The following is a 14,171-nucleotide window of genomic DNA, read 5'->3' on the forward strand; positions in this document are numbered from 1 at the left end:
ATATGAGTGGCAAGCGACAGGAGGCCCCTCATGCAGACCCGCAACAAGTTCATGGAAGATATGTCCCAGCTGATGACCAACGCCATGGGCGTGGCGCAAGGCGCAAAGGACGAAGCCGAGACGGCGATGCGGTCGCTGATGGACCGCTGGCTGGCCGACCGCGATTTCGTCACCCGCGAAGAATTCGACGCAGTGCGCGCCATGGCCCAGAAGGCCCGCGAGGAAAACGAAGCCCTAAAAGCCCGCATCGCCGCGCTGGAGGAGAAGTCGGGGGCGTAGTTCAGCGCCTGTTTGTCGTTTTTCTTTCCTGCTTTTGCTTTTGCGTGCAACCGCACCCCTTTTTCTAAAGTTTAGGTGATTTGGCCGCCTTCGGCATCGACCCGTGAGTGGCCCTCCTCACCCCCCGGCTTGCGCCGGGAGCCTTGTCGGTCGACCCGGGGGGCAACCCCATTGCCATCTGGCTCGAGCCAATGGCGCATCCACCGGCGATCCCTCTAGGTATTTTTTGCAAAGACGAAAGAAAATTCCGGATTCTGAACGGTTTATTCCAGAAAAATCGGTTCGTTGTGAATAACTTGGCCCCGATGCGAGAATCTTGTGGATAGGTCCGCGCAGAACGGATTCCCGCCTCGACTCCCAAACTTTATCCTTTACAGACATTGCCATTGGCTCCACCATATCTGGTATGGGGTCGGGCCTGCCCCGGCGACCCATAGTCAGACACCCAGCTTCTAGTGGGTCGTTCTGGTTCCCGGACCAGCGACACACGAAGCTGCCAAAAACAAAGAGGCCTGGGCAATGTCGCTATCCGAGCAGTATATCGAGGTCGACGACCTCCATCCCATCGACATCGTGGAAACGCTGGCGACGCATCACGAATGGGATTTCGACCGCGTCGCAGATGACCAGATCGCCATGGCGATCGAGGGACAATGGCGGACCTATTCCGTCACCCTGGCCTGGTCGGCCTATGACGAAACCCTGCGAATGATCTGCACCTTCGATATGGAGCCGCCCGAAGCGTCGATGCCGGCGCTGTACGAGGTGCTGAATCTGGCCAATGACAAATGCTGGGCCGGGGCCTTCAGCTATTGGAAGGCGCAAAGGCTGATGGTCTATCGTTATGGCCTGGTGCTGGCTGGCGAGCAGATGGCAAGCCCCGATCAGATCGCCTGCATGGTGGAAACCGCCGTTCTGGCCGCCGAGCGATTCTACCCGGCCTTCCAACTGGCCTGCTGGACGGACAAGACGCCCGAACAGGCGATGCAGGTCGCCATTGCAGAGAGCTACGGGCGCGCCTAACCTGCCCGGCGACTGAAGCGGGTGCGACTGGCCTTGGGGCCTGTTGCGCCGCAACGCCGGGAGAGCACATGAATTTCGACGAGATCGCGCGCCGCGGGCTGGTGATGCTGGGCTGTGGCAAGATGGGGCAGGCGATGCTGGAGGGCTGGCTGGCCGGGGGGCTGGCGCCCGGGGCCGTCTGGGTTCTGGACCCGCATCCCTCGGACTGGGTGCGTGCGCAGGGGCTGCATGTGAACGAGGGGCTGCCGGACGATCCTGCCGTCGCCATCGTCGCCGTGAAACCGCAATATATGGCCGAGGCGCTGCCGCAATTGCAGGCGCTTGGTGGCGGGGCGACGCTGATTGTCTCGGTCGCGGCGGGCACACCCATTTCCTATTTCGAATCCGTTCTGGGCGACGCCACGCGGGTCATCCGCGCGATGCCCAACACGCCCGCTGCAGTAGGCAAGGGGATCACTGCGATCATCGGCAATGGTGCGGCCGGCCCGGCAGATGCGGATATGGCCGAGGGGCTTCTGTCCGCCGTGGGGCAGGTGGTGCGCCTGTCAGAGGAGGACCAGATCGACGCGGTGACTGGCGTATCCGGGTCTGGCCCGGCCTATGTCTTCTACATGATCGACGCGCTCGCCGCCGCCGCCCGCGCGGAAGGCTTGCCCGATGACATGGCGATGCAACTGGCCAAGGCCACAGTAGCGGGCGCGGGGGCGCTGGCAGAGGCCGCGTCTGAAAGCCCGGAGCAGCTGCGGATCAACGTGACCTCTCCAAATGGCACCACGCAAGCAGGGTTGGAAGTTTTGATGTCCGAGAATGGATTGATGCCGCTGATGCGCGCCACGGTTGGCGCGGCGGCTGGCCGCTCGCGGGAGCTGAAGGGATGAGCGACGAGATTTCCTTCGACGAGTTCCTCAAGGTCGATATCCGCGTGGGTGAGGTGGTGCGCGCCGAACCCTTCCCCGAGGCGCGTAAACCGGCGATCAAGCTTTGGGTGGATTTCGGCGGTGAGATGGGGGTCAAGAAAAGCTCTGCCCAGATCACGGCGCATTACGATCCGGCGGGTCTGGTCGGAAAACAGGTGATGGCGGTGGTGAATTTCCCGCCACGCCAGATCGGCCCGATGCGGTCGGAAATCTTGGTGCTCGGATTGCCGGATGAAAGCGGAGAGATCGTTTTGATCGGCCCAGACAAGGCCGTGCCCAAGGGGGGGCGGATGCATTGAAACTGCTGATTTCGAGACGCCTGCCCGAGAGTGTGATGGCCGCCGCCGAGGCACGCTTTGACGTGACCTGCCGAACGACCACGCAACCGATGACGCATGAAGACTGTGTGGCAGCGCTGGAAGGCTATGACTTTGTATTGCCGACGCTTGGCGATGCGTTCCGAGCCGAGGCTTTCGCCGCCGTTCCCGCGCCGCGCTGCAAACTGCTGGCCAATTTCGGGGCTGGGTTCAACCATATCGACGTAGCGGCGGCACGGGCTGCTGGCGTCGCGGTGACGAACACGCCCGGTGCGGTGACGGACTCCACCGCCGATATCGCCCTGACGCTGATCCTGATGACCGCGCGGCGCGCGGGCGAGGGCGAACGCCTGGTGCGCTCTGGTGGCTGGACCGGCTGGCATCCGACCCAATTGCTGGGGCTGCATGTCAGCGGCAAGACGGTGTGCATCATCGGCATGGGCCGGATCGGGCAGGCCATCGCCCGGCGCTGTCATTTCGGCTTTGGCTGCCGGGTGGTCTACGTGAATCGCTCGCGCAAATCGGTGGATTTCCCGGCGGAACAGCTGGAGATGGCCGAAGCGCTTGGCCTGGCGGATGTCGTCGTGGTGGCGACGCCGGGTGGGGTGGAGACCCATCATCTCGTGGGGGCGGAGGTGTTCGCGGCAATGCAGCCGCACGCGATCTTCGTCAATATCGCAAGGGGCGACATCGTCGATGAGGCGGCGCTGATTGCGGCGCTTCAGGCGGGCCGGATCGCGGGGGCAGGGCTCGACGTTTACGAGTTCGAGCCGGAGGTGCCCGAGGCGCTGCGGGTCATGGAGAACGTGACGCTGCTGCCGCATCTGGGCACATCGGCGCTGGAGCCGCGCGAGGATATGGGGCGAATGGCTCTGGACAATCTCATCGCTTTCGCCGAGGGGCGGTCGCTGCCCAACCCGGTATGAGATGGCTTGCGGCGCTGGTGGTTTTGGCGGCCCCTGCGCTGGCTGAGAATTCCGTGGTGCTGGAAGGCTACCAGTTTCGCTTGCTGTGGCCCGCGACGGGGGCGCTGTCGCCCGACCTGATTGCAGAACAGGCGCGGCAGGACGCTCCCCATCTCTTTTGTGGCGAGGCGGCGTTTGCGAATGGCGAAAGCTGGGAAGATCTGGGCGCGCCGTTTCGCGGGCTTTTGCTGGTGGGGGTGCGCGGCGAAGGCGATGAGCCGAACCGGACTGGATCCGCGGTGTTTTCGCTGGTTGATGGACACATGGTGACAGAGCTGGCGGTGCATGCCCACCCGGGAGAAGTGATCTGGTATCCGGTTGGGTTTTACCCGGTCGAGGTGAATTTGGCCCGGATGCAGGGCGGATTGAACGGCCGCCTTGTGGCTTTGACCGGCTTTTCGAGTGGCTGCGCGGAATGAGGCATGGCCATGATCCGTGCGTGGTCTCTGCCAGCCGGTGTGACCTCAACGCTCTTTGAGAAAAGCCCGATTTACGCGGTATCCGCATGAGGTTGGGCGGCGCCGCCCGTTGGGGCGTGCGTAGCAGGATGGTCTGGCGAAGCTTCTGGCGCGTCTCGTACCCTGCCACCTGGCTGAGGTGGTCTTGGGGTCGGATCGGCGGACCGGGCCACGCTTGGAGAATCGGTTAACCGGCGCTCAGGGTGACAGCCTGGGGTTAAGATCGGGTGAACGTGGCGGACGAGCCTTCGAAGGCTCGCTGAAACGCGGTTTCGAAACCGCGTATTGGCGCATCGTGAGATGCGCAGGCCCCCGCGTCTCCTCGTATTCGCTGACGTTTTCGATGGCGATAAAGGGCTTTCGAAGGCCCTTCCACGCGGTTTCAAAACCGCGTCCCTACCGGTCTCCGACCGCCTCGCGCCAGTGGATCCGGCATAGGGACACGTAGCGGTCATTGCCGCCCACCTCGATCTGCGCCCCCTCGCGCAGCGCCTTGCCGTCTTCGCCCACGCGGATCACCATCGTGGCCTTCTTGCCGCAATGGCAGATCGTGCGGACCTCTCGCATTTCATCGGCCAATGCCAAGAGCGCCGCCGACCCCGGAAACAGCTCCCCCCGGAAATCGACCCGCAGCCCATAGCACATGATCGGCACGCGCAGATCATCCACAGCGCGGGCCAGTTGCCAGACCTGATCCTTGGTCATCCACTGGGCCTCATCGACCAGCACGCAGGCGCAGGGACCACTTTTCAGCCTGGCCTCTATCTTTGCGTAGAGATCGTCGGTCTGCGAATAGACATCTGCTTCGGCCCCGATGCCGATACGGCTGGCGATCTGCGCGGTTCCGCCCCGGTCGTCGAAATCGGCGGTCAGCAGATAGGTCTGCATTCCCCGTTCGATATAGTTGTAGGATGCCTGAAGCAGCAGGGTCGATTTCCCCGCATTCATGGTGGAGTAGTTGAAATAGAGCTTGGCCATGGCAAGGATTTGCCCCAAGCCCGCGCCCCGCGCAAGTCCCGCGCGTCAGTCGCCTGCCAGCTTGTCGAGATTACCAAGACAGCGGCTGAGGAAACCGGTGAACTGTGCCACCTCTTCTGGCGTGAACCCGTCGAGCAATGCCTTTTGCCGGTTCAGCGCCTCCGCCAAAACCCGACCATGCAGCGCAATACCCTCCTCGGTCAGAACCCATTCGCGCCCCAGCCTGCCCTGATCTGGATTGGCAGGGACGACAAGGCCTTTTGCCTCCAACCGCGCCAGCGCCCGGCTGATGGCCGCCTTGTCGATGCCGATTTTGCGGCTGGCATGGGCGGCGGTGCTGCGCGGTTCTCGTGCCAGCATGACCAGCATTCGCCAGTCCATCGCCCCTATGCCGAACCGGTCCTGATACGCACGCGCGGCACTGCGGGTGAAGCGGTTGGCGGTGAAGTTCAGAAGAACCGTAGGGCTGCGCGAAAAGCTGAGAGTCGGCGTGGCCGGTCCGCCCGTGTCATCGGGATGAATCAGGAACAGGTCGTCGGGCAGATCGGCGGTCATGGTGACAGGGTAGGGGAAGCATGTTGACATGACAACAGTGATGCGCCATCGTCGCTGGTGTTGACATGACAACACTGGAGGAGAGCCATGTCCGACGCTCCCGTCTTCGAAATAGACCCCAAAGGATTCTGGGCCGATCCCTACCCAACTCTCAAGCACATGCGGAGCAGGGCGCCGATTGCCTATGTGCCCCAGCTGGGGGCAACGTTGATTACGCGGCGCGACGACATCTTCCGCGAAGAAAAGCGGGTCGACGTGTTTTCCTCGGACCAGCCCGAGGGGCTGATGACGGTGCTTATGGGCCAGAACATGATGCGCAAGGACGGGGCGGATCACGCGGCCGAACGCAGGGCCGTCTTCCCCACGGTTTCGCCCAAAACGGTGCGCGATGTGTGGACGGCACAGTTCAGGGCGCGTACGGCAGAGGTGCTGGACCGGATCGCACCGCTTGGCTCCTGTGATCTTGTGAAAGAGTTCGCATTGCCGGTGTCGGGTGAGGCGCTGAAGGCGATCACTGGCCTTACCAACATGAGCTATCAGGAAATGGATCGCGTCAGCCAGGGCATGATTGACGGCTGTGCGAATTACGCGGGCGATCCGGCGGTCGAGGCCAATTGCCATGACTGCACCGCCTCGATCGACGCCCATATCGACGCCCGGATGCCAGAGCTGGCAGCGGCGCCGGACACGTCTTTGCTATCCGTGCAGATGCAGGCGGGGTTAAGCGATGCCCAGATCCGGGCCAATGTGAAGCTGGCCATTTCCGGAGGCCAGAACGAGCCGCGCGATGCCATTGCCGGGACAGCCTGGGCGCTGCTGACCCATCCCGAGCAACTGGCGATGGTGCAAAGCGGTCAGGAAACGTGGATGCAGGCCTTCGAGGAATATGCCCGCTGGATCAGTCCGATAGGCATGTCACCGCGCCGGGTTGCGAAACGCGATACGGTAAACGGCATAACCTTCGAGCCGGAAGATCGGGTGTTCTTCATGTTCGGATCGGGCAACCGGGATGAGACGGTTTTTGATCGGCCCGATATTTTTGACCTGACTCAGGATGTCAGCGCCTCCATCGCCTTCGGGGCGGGGCCGCATTTTTGTGCCGGTGCCTGGGCATCGAAGGCGCTGATCGCGGAGGTGGCTTTGCCGATGCTGTTCGAGCGACTCAAAGGATTGCGGCTGAACCCACCCGAGGCCAGCCGCTTTGGGGGGTGGGCCTTCCGGGGGCCGCTGGCGATGCCGGTGGCCTGGGAGGTGGCGGGCTGATCGCAGCGGGAAATGGCCGAAGCGCATCATCATTGCCGTCAATTGGCATCGCGTGACCATCGGTCCTCTTGCTTGTCTGCCGGTTCCCGTGCTGACATCGGTTCACACTAATTTACTTTGGTTCAGGTGTTTCATGACGACACTTTCAGGACGATGCCTTTGCGGAAAGGTGACCTGGTCGGCCACCGGCAAGATGAGATGGGCCGCATATTGCCACTGTGAGAGCTGCCGACGGGCGGGATCTACCCCCTTCGTGGCGCTGTTCGGTGTGCCGGACACAGGGCTGACCTGGTCAGGACCGGTAGGACACTACGCATCCTCTGAAGATGTGGAACGTGGGTTTTGCGAATGCTGTGGTTCGCCGGTCTTTTACCGCAACCCCATGCGCTGGCCGGATGAAACGCATATCCCCGCGGTGACATTGGACGATGCGTCCGTCTACGAGCCAAAGGCGCATGTCTATTATGGCGAACGCCTGCCCTGGATCGAGATGCGCGACGGGTTGCCGAAATATTTTGGGACCGGCGATGATGGTACCCGGCCGCTTTCGGATGACGAGGCGCATGGCTGAAGTCAGCGGCTGATCTCGTCCATCAGCCAGTCACAGAATGCACGGCTTGGCCGGGTGGCGTCAAGGTCGGGTGGGGCGATCAGGAAATAGGCTTCCAGCAGCTCGGCTTGATGGGGGAACGGGCGGATCAGCTCTCCCGTTTCCAGCAAAGTCCCACAAAGCGTTTCATGGCCCATGGCCAGTCCGCCGCCCGACCGGGCAACGGATAGGGAAAAGCTGTAGCTCGACGAGATCGTGACTTGCTGGCCCGGTGGCAGAACCTGCCCCTGACCGGCCAGCCAGTAGTCCCAGTTCGACATGATTCCCCCGCATTCAAACAGCGGATCGCGTCGCCAGTCGGGCTTGCCGTCGGCGTAACCCGGGGCGCAGACCGGGAACACATGATCATGAGACAGGATCTGCGCAGAGGCGGGCATGTCGGCCAAGCGGCCAAAGCGGATCTCGACGGCAGCGGTATGGGCGAATTTCTCCGGATCCCAGATCGGTGTCACAAGATTTAGCGTTAGCCATGGATGGGCGGCTTTCAGCTTGGCGATGCGGGGCGCAAGCCAAAAGGTGGAAAAGGCCAGATTACATTGCAGGTTCAGGGTGTTCTGCGGCGTTCCTCCGACGAAACTGCGGGTACCGGTGGCCAGGATGTCAAAGGCTTCCCGCACGATGGGAAGGTAGTTGTATCCTGCCTCGGTCAGCATCAACGAACGGGTGCGGCGAATGAAGAGCTCTCGCCCAAGGAATCCTTCGAGATTGCGGACATGCTGGCTGATCGCGGATTGGGTCAGGTTCAGTTCCACAGCCGCCTGCGTGAAAGAAAGATGCCGTGCGGCGGCCTCGAATGCGCGGAGCCAGCCAAGGGGCGGCAAGGCAGAGGGCTGCATGGGCATCTCCTGTCATGGATCAGTTTTTCTAATGGGATACTTGCGAATTCATCGTTGGTAAAGTCAGGGCGCTTCAAGGCAGTCTTCTGCAAGGATAGGAAACACCCAAATGACCCAGACCGCCAGCATTGCCAGCCATCCCAACATGTCCCATTGGCAAGAACGCGTGGACCTTGCCGCCGCATTCCGCTGGACGGAGAGGCTGAATTTTCACGAAGCCGTGGCGAACCATTTCTCCTACGCCGTGAACGAGGACGGAACGCGGTTCCTGATGAACCCCAACCAGGTGCATTTCCGGCGGATCAAGGCTTCGGACCTGCTGCTGCTGGATGCGAATGATCCCGACACGCTGGACATGCCCGGCGCGCCTGACCCGACGGCCTGGGGCCTGCATGGCGCGATCCACCGCCGCTGCCCGCATCATCGCTGCGCCATGCATGTGCATTCTGTCCATGCGACTGTTCTGGCCAGCCTTGCCGACAGCACCCTGCCGCCGATCGACCAGAACACCGCGACCTTCTTCAATCGCTATGTGGTGGACGAACATTTCGGCGGGCTGGCCTTCGAGGACGAGGGCGAGCGCTGTGCCGCCGCACTGCAGGACCCCAAGAAGAAGGTCATGATCATGGGCAATCACGGCGTCATGGTTCTGGGCGACAGCGTCGCTGACACATTCAACCGGCTCTACTATTTCGAGCGGGCAGCCGAGACCTATATCCGCGCGTTGCAGACGGGCCGCCCGCTGCGGGTGCTGTCCGACGAGATCGCTGAAAAGACCGCGCACGAGATCGAGACCTATCCCGGTCAGGCCGAACGCCACATGGCGGAACTGAAAGCCATCCTCGACGAGGAAGGCTCGGACTACGCCCGCTGACATCCATGTGGCGGCAGGCCCCACATCGGCGGAGCTTTTCCTACCAGCCGCCGCCCTCGTGATCTCTGATCCCACCCCGTTTCAGAGATCACAGGAGATTGACATGACCGACCTGACCGCCAACCCGCCCCCGGACCCGGAGGCCGAACGTTGGAACTATCGCCCGGATGGTCCCGTGGCGCTAAATCCGCTGTTTTCCTGGCCGCCCCGGCCCGCCGCCGTTCTGGCGTGGTATCGGGGCGCTTGGCTGCAGCTGACCTCGCTTACGCTGTGTATGGCGCTGGCTGTCATAGCCTATGCTGTCTTCCTGCCGCCGCTGGAGGAAATGCGCAGCTTCGCGCCGGGCTGGATGCTGACCGTGTGGCTTCTGAACATGGGCGCGCAGACACTGGTGGCGGGGTCGCTTCACTGGTGGCTCTACATCCGCAAGTCGCAGGGGCTGCACAAGAAGTTCGACGGCCGCGACCTGACCCGCGACAATGGCGTCTTCACCTTCCGCAACCAGGTCTGGGACAATATCTGGTGGACGCTTGGCAGCGCGATGAGTGTGGCGACCGTCTATCAATGGGGCATCTGGTGGGCGATGGCCAATGGCTATGTGCCCGTGGTCACATGGGCTGCCGCGCCGGTCTGGTGCGTGGTCTGGATGGCGTTCATCCCGATGTGGTCGGGGCTGCATTTCTACTGGGTGCACCGGCTGTCGCATCACCCGAAGCTGTATCGCCATGTCCATGCCGTGCATCACCGCAACATCAATATCGGGCCGTGGTCGGGCATCTCGAACCACTGGTATGAAAACCTGCTCTACTTCTCGACCTATTTCATCCATCTGGTCGTGCCCTCGCACCCGCTGCACCTGATGTTTCACATCTATTTCCAGCAGGTCAGCCCGGTGCTGTCGCATTCCGGGTTCGAGAAGGTGAAGGCGGGCGAGGCCGAAGCGCTGAAGGCGGGGGATTTCTTTCACCAGCTGCACCACCGCTATTTCGAGTGCAACTACGGCACGTCCGAGATCCCGTTCGACAAGTGGTTCGGTACCTATCACGACGGATCCGCTGCCGCGACGGAGCGGACGCGGGCCTTCAAGAAGCAGATGTATACGCGGTGAACACGCTCTTCCTCATGGTCGATGAAATGGCGTGGTGGGCCGTGGGGTCCGCCTCGTCACTTGGGGCAAAGACGCCCCATATCGACGCGCTGGCGGCGCGCGGGATGGTCTTCGACGCGGCCTACACGCCCTCGCCCATCTGCGTTCCCGCGCGGGCGGCGATCGCCACCGGGCGGTATGTGCATGAAACCGGCCACTGGTCCTCGGCAGAGCCTTATGACGGTGTGTTGCCCTCCTGGGGACATCGGTTGCGCGAGGGCGGGGTGGAGGCCGTGTCCATCGGCAAGCTGCATTTCCGGAATGAGGGCGACGACACCGGGTTCGAGCGGCAGATCCAGCCGCTCCATGTGCATGAGGGCAAGGGCTGGCTTCTGGGTCTCGTCCGTCGCCCGGTGCCGCGCTACGACGCGACGGCGGGACTGGCGGAGGAACTGGGCGCGGGCTGGACCGGCTACACGCGCTATGACCTGGGCGTGACCGAGGCCGCCTGCGCGTGGCTGGCAGAGCCGGAACGCAAGGCAAGGCCATGGGCGGCCTTCGTGTCGTATCTCAGCCCACATTACCCGCTGATCGCGCCGGAGGAATTCCTGTCGCTCTATGACCCTGCGGACTATGTGCGCCCGGCGGAGGAGGTCCCTGACCATCCCATCCTGCGCGAGATCGCCGGGTTCTTTGCGCATGACCGGCATTTCATGGACGAGGCGCGGGGGCTGGCCCATGCCGCCTATCGCGGCTTATGCAGTTTCGTGGATGCCGAGGTGGGCAAGGTGCTGGCGGCGCTGGAGGCGAGCGGGCAGGCGGACGATACACTGGTCATCTTCACCTCGGACCATGGTGACATGATGGGGGAAAAGGGGTTCTGGACCAAATCCGTAATGTATGAGGCATCAACTCGTGTTCCGCTGATCATGGCTGGGCCGGGGGTTATGGCCGGGCGCAGAGCCGATCCAGTCAGCCTGATCGACATTGCGCCGACACTCGCTGACGTCATGGGGCTTGGGACAAACGGCTTTTCCGGCCGCTCGCTTCTGGGCTCGCCTGACCCGGATCGCGTGGTTCTGTCGGAATATCATGATGGGGGCTGTTCGGTCGGCATGACGATGCTGCGTTGGCAGGCCCGCAACGGGATGCAGTGGAAATACGTTCACTACGCAGAAGGCCACTGGCCGCAACTGTTCGACCTGACCGCCGATCCGGGCGAAACGGATGACCTTGCCAAAGCGCGCCCAGAGATTCTCTTGTTTGCCGAAAAACGGCTCGCCCAGATCATGGACGTAGAGGCGGTGAACGCCCGCGCTCATGCCGATCAAGCCCAAAAAGTTCAGCTGCATGGCGGGCGGGATGCAATCTTGGGCATTCCCCAATGGAACTTCACGAAAGTCGGGGAAACCTGACCCAAGCCCCACTTGGCGAGGGGCGCCAAACCGGGTAAGTCTGGCCCAACAGGCAGGACGGGCCTATTTCATGAATGAAGATCACAAGTTCCTGATCGCGCAGATCGCGCAGGGCGATAAGCAGGCCTTGGCGGCCCTTTATCGTGCGCTCGAACGCCCGGTCTACAAATTTATCGTCTCCAGATTGAACGATCCCCACGAGGCAAACGACATACTCCATGAAGTGTTCATGGATGTCTGGCGTTCCGCCGGCCGCTTTGAAGGGAGATCGAAAGTGCAGACCTGGATTTTCGGAATAGCCTACAGAAAAAGCATCGATGCGATGCGCAAGCGCGGCCGTATGGACCTGACCGATGAAACACCGGACATGGCAGATGACGGCCCCGATCAGGAAACCTGCCTTGCTGCCGGCCAGGAGGCCGAGCATGTGAGGCATTGCCTGGAGACGCTGAAGGACGATCACCGCTCGGCGATCACCCTGGCGTTCTACCAGGACATGACCTACGGCGAAATCGCCGAGGTGTCAGGGGTGCCGGAGGGCACGATCAAAACCCGTATCTTCCATGCCAAGAAACTGCTGATGCGCTGCCTGTCGGGCCGTGTGGAAAGAGGTGTGGCATGACCAACGAGCAACTCCACGAACTGCTGCCCTTCCGGGCCAATGGAACCCTTGAAGGCGCCGATCTGGCCGCCGTTGACGCGGCGCTGGCCGAAGACGCCGATCTGCGCGCCGAACTGGCCGCGCTGACCGCGATCCGGCAGACGATGCAGGCCGAAGAGGTCGCAAGTCCGGGTGAATTCGGTCTGGCCCGGCTGATGCGCGATGTTGATGCCGAAACCCGCGTAGCTGCGCCCGTCGCCGCCAATGATAACGTTGTGCCGCTGATGCGCCTGCGGATATGGCAGGTCGCTGCAGCGGTGGTGCTGGCCGTGGGTATCGGGTTCAACCTGCAGCAGGTTGGCCCTGGCACCGCGCCGATGGATAGCGCGGAACCCGCGGGCTTCACCCTTGCCAGCGGCGGTTCAGCGGCGGATTTCACCGTGGTCTTCGCCCCCGATGCGACAGAAGCCGAACTGCGCGCTCTGTTGCTGGAAGCCGGGCTGGAGATCGTCTCGGGCCCCTCGGCGCTTGGCATTTACGGGCTTGGCCTGATCGATGCAGAGGCTTCGGATGCTGCTCTTGCAGCGCTCTCGGCTTCGGCTATTGTCGAGGACGTTCAATAACCGCAGTTTAAGGCTTCAGCCGATGTTTCGATCTTTTTTCTTTTTCGCCACGGCTTTTGTGCTGGCCCTTCAGGTGACAATCGCGGGTGCACAGACCGAACCGACCGATCCGACCGATCCGGGAACCGGGGGGCCGACCAGCCCTGGTCAATGTGACGGACCTTGCGATGACTATTATCCCTATCATTCGAATGAAGAAGACGGCGAAGGCATTGCAGGCAGAGATGGCTCTGGTCATCCCCGTGCCGTTGTCTCGCCCTCTGGTATGCCCGAGTATATCGTCAGTGGCCCGATCTCGGAATTCGAAGCGTCTCGGGTTGGATTGACGGATGCCGGTGCGCAGTTGCTGCGCTATCGTGATCTCCCCACCTTGGGCATTCGCATTGCGGTTTATGATTTCCGCTGGCGGTTTGGGGTTCGCCGGGCCAACTCGATCCTCGATCAGGTCGCGCCCAACACGCATGTTGGACTTCATCACATCTACGAGCTGTCTCAGGCGCGACCTCGGGTCTATGCGGCAACCATGATCGGCGATGCCGCCCCCGGAGCTTGCCCCGTGGGGCGTCATGCCATTGGCCTGATCGACGGGCCGGTTGACCCCGAACACCCGGCGCTGGCCGGGGCGCAAGTGGTGTCCAGAAGCTTTCTGTCCGACGGGGAAGTCCCACCAGCGATCAATCACGGCACCGCAGTGGCCGCGCTGATTGTGGGCCAGGACCCCTCTGGTGCGCTTGGTGGTTTTGCCCCCGGTGCCACGCTTTATGCGGTTTCGGCCTTTACCGAAGCACGCGGTGATGCCGGTGCGGATATTGAACGTATTGCCACATCAATCGAATGGCTTCTTCAGCAGGATGTGCGCCTGATCAACATGTCCTTTGCGGGGCCGGACAACCCGGTTCTTTCCGGCGTTCTGGACAGTGCCGCTGCGCGTGGAGCGATCATGATCGCCGCGGCTGGCAATGACGGGCGTGAACGGCTGGCTTTCCCTGCAGGGCATCCGTCTGTCATTGCCGTGACGGCCGTAGACGCCGCCTTCCGCCGCTATCGCGATGCGAATTTCGGTGACCATATCGAGTTCGCCGCCCCCGGCGTCGATCTTTATGTCGCGTCATCGCGTGGCGGCAACTATGCGTCAGGCACCTCCTATGCGGCCCCCATCGTCACGGCGCTTGCGGCGCGGCTAGGGGCAGGCAGTGGCGCAAGCCTGACCCAGATCCGCGAACGCCTTAGGGGATCTGCCGTGGATCTGGGCCCGGATGGGTTCGATTCTCGGTTTGGTTGGGGACTGGTGCGCGGCGGTTGCTGAAGTCACACGCCCTGCGATTTTTTGTGGAAGCCGGCCCGGTGGGGGCCGGTTTTCTTTTGAGATG

Annotated in this window: 17 protein-coding genes; 14 read left to right on the forward strand and 3 right to left on the reverse strand. The window is 62.4% G+C overall.

Annotated features, from left to right (window positions below):
- The first annotated feature begins 30 nt into the window (after positions 1-30).
- From ACROHD_RS05360 to ACROHD_RS05385, 6 genes are all read left to right on the forward strand, one after another.
- Positions 31-279 (forward strand): accessory factor UbiK family protein, encoded by a 249-nt coding sequence (locus tag ACROHD_RS05360; protein ID WP_432676324.1) that lies wholly within the window; start codon positions 31-33, stop codon positions 277-279.
- Positions 280-798: 519 nt separating this feature from the next.
- Positions 799-1,302 carry a type III secretion system chaperone family protein gene (locus ACROHD_RS05365; protein WP_432676325.1) on the forward strand — a complete coding sequence of 168 codons (504 nt, stop codon included), beginning with the start codon at positions 799-801 and terminating at the stop codon, positions 1,300-1,302.
- A gap of 68 nt (positions 1,303-1,370) precedes the next feature.
- Entirely contained in the window at positions 1,371-2,180 is an 810-nt protein-coding gene (gene proC, locus ACROHD_RS05370; RefSeq protein ID WP_432676326.1) for a pyrroline-5-carboxylate reductase, read from the forward strand.
- A complete protein-coding gene (locus ACROHD_RS05375; RefSeq protein WP_432676327.1) occupies positions 2,177-2,518 on the forward strand; it encodes a tRNA-binding protein in 342 nt (113 codons plus the stop codon). Before proC ends, ACROHD_RS05375 begins: the two co-directional genes overlap by 4 nt.
- Complete coding sequence (locus ACROHD_RS05380; RefSeq protein WP_432676328.1) at positions 2,515-3,462, forward strand: 2-hydroxyacid dehydrogenase; 948 nt, start codon at positions 2,515-2,517, stop codon at positions 3,460-3,462. Before ACROHD_RS05375 ends, ACROHD_RS05380 begins: the two co-directional genes overlap by 4 nt.
- Positions 3,459-3,920, forward strand: coding sequence for a hypothetical protein (locus ACROHD_RS05385; protein ID WP_432676329.1), 462 nt, complete (start codon positions 3,459-3,461; stop codon positions 3,918-3,920). The genes ACROHD_RS05380 and ACROHD_RS05385 overlap by 4 nt, the downstream gene beginning before the upstream one ends.
- 435 nt (positions 3,921-4,355) lie before the next feature.
- Here the strand turns inward: ACROHD_RS05385 and ACROHD_RS05390 are convergent, their stop codons facing one another.
- Both ACROHD_RS05390 and ACROHD_RS05395 read right to left on the reverse strand, forming a co-directional pair.
- Positions 4,356-4,937, reverse strand: coding sequence for a thymidine kinase (locus ACROHD_RS05390; RefSeq protein ID WP_432676330.1), 582 nt, complete (start codon positions 4,935-4,937; stop codon positions 4,356-4,358).
- 45 nt (positions 4,938-4,982) lie between these two features.
- Complete coding sequence (locus ACROHD_RS05395; protein ID WP_432676331.1) at positions 4,983-5,492, reverse strand: MarR family winged helix-turn-helix transcriptional regulator; 510 nt, start codon at positions 5,490-5,492, stop codon at positions 4,983-4,985.
- Positions 5,493-5,579: 87 nt separating this feature from the next.
- Here ACROHD_RS05395 and ACROHD_RS05400 point away from each other — a divergent pair, with 87 nt between their 5' ends.
- Positions 5,580-6,755: a cytochrome P450 gene (locus ACROHD_RS05400; RefSeq protein WP_432676332.1), complete on the forward strand. Its 1,176-nt coding sequence runs from the start codon at positions 5,580-5,582 to the stop codon at positions 6,753-6,755.
- A gap of 133 nt (positions 6,756-6,888) precedes the next feature.
- Complete coding sequence (locus ACROHD_RS05405; RefSeq protein ID WP_490166574.1) at positions 6,889-7,326, forward strand: GFA family protein; 438 nt, start codon at positions 6,889-6,891, stop codon at positions 7,324-7,326.
- A 2-nt stretch (positions 7,327-7,328) separates the two neighbouring features.
- Here the strand turns inward: ACROHD_RS05405 and ACROHD_RS05410 are convergent, their stop codons facing one another.
- On the reverse strand, positions 7,329-8,201 hold the full coding sequence (locus ACROHD_RS05410) for a LysR family transcriptional regulator (protein ID WP_432676334.1): 873 nt from the start codon (positions 8,199-8,201) through the stop codon (positions 7,329-7,331).
- 109 nt (positions 8,202-8,310) lie between these two features.
- On the opposite strand from ACROHD_RS05410, the gene ACROHD_RS05415 reads away from it, so the two are divergent.
- From ACROHD_RS05415 to ACROHD_RS05440, 6 genes are all read left to right on the forward strand, one after another.
- Entirely contained in the window at positions 8,311-9,075 is a 765-nt protein-coding gene (locus tag ACROHD_RS05415) for a class II aldolase and adducin N-terminal domain-containing protein (RefSeq protein ID WP_432676335.1), read from the forward strand.
- Between the two features lie 103 nt (positions 9,076-9,178).
- Complete coding sequence (locus ACROHD_RS05420) at positions 9,179-10,183, forward strand: sterol desaturase family protein (protein WP_432676336.1); 1,005 nt, start codon at positions 9,179-9,181, stop codon at positions 10,181-10,183.
- On the forward strand, positions 10,180-11,577 hold the full coding sequence (locus tag ACROHD_RS05425) for a sulfatase-like hydrolase/transferase (protein WP_432676337.1): 1,398 nt from the start codon (positions 10,180-10,182) through the stop codon (positions 11,575-11,577). The genes ACROHD_RS05420 and ACROHD_RS05425 overlap by 4 nt, the downstream gene beginning before the upstream one ends.
- A gap of 70 nt (positions 11,578-11,647) precedes the next feature.
- Positions 11,648-12,199: an RNA polymerase sigma factor gene (locus tag ACROHD_RS05430; RefSeq protein ID WP_432676338.1), complete on the forward strand. Its 552-nt coding sequence runs from the start codon at positions 11,648-11,650 to the stop codon at positions 12,197-12,199.
- A complete protein-coding gene (locus ACROHD_RS05435) occupies positions 12,196-12,801 on the forward strand; it encodes a hypothetical protein (protein ID WP_432676339.1) in 606 nt (201 codons plus the stop codon). Before ACROHD_RS05430 ends, ACROHD_RS05435 begins: the two co-directional genes overlap by 4 nt.
- Before the next feature lie 22 nt (positions 12,802-12,823).
- Complete coding sequence (locus tag ACROHD_RS05440) at positions 12,824-14,107, forward strand: S8 family serine peptidase (protein ID WP_432676340.1); 1,284 nt, start codon at positions 12,824-12,826, stop codon at positions 14,105-14,107.
- The last annotated feature ends 64 nt before the right edge of the window (positions 14,108-14,171 follow it).

Origin of the sequence: Nioella aestuarii, from assembly GCF_050896395.1 — a bacterium.
Classification (GTDB): Bacteria; Pseudomonadota; Alphaproteobacteria; order Rhodobacterales; family Rhodobacteraceae; genus Nioella; species Nioella aestuarii.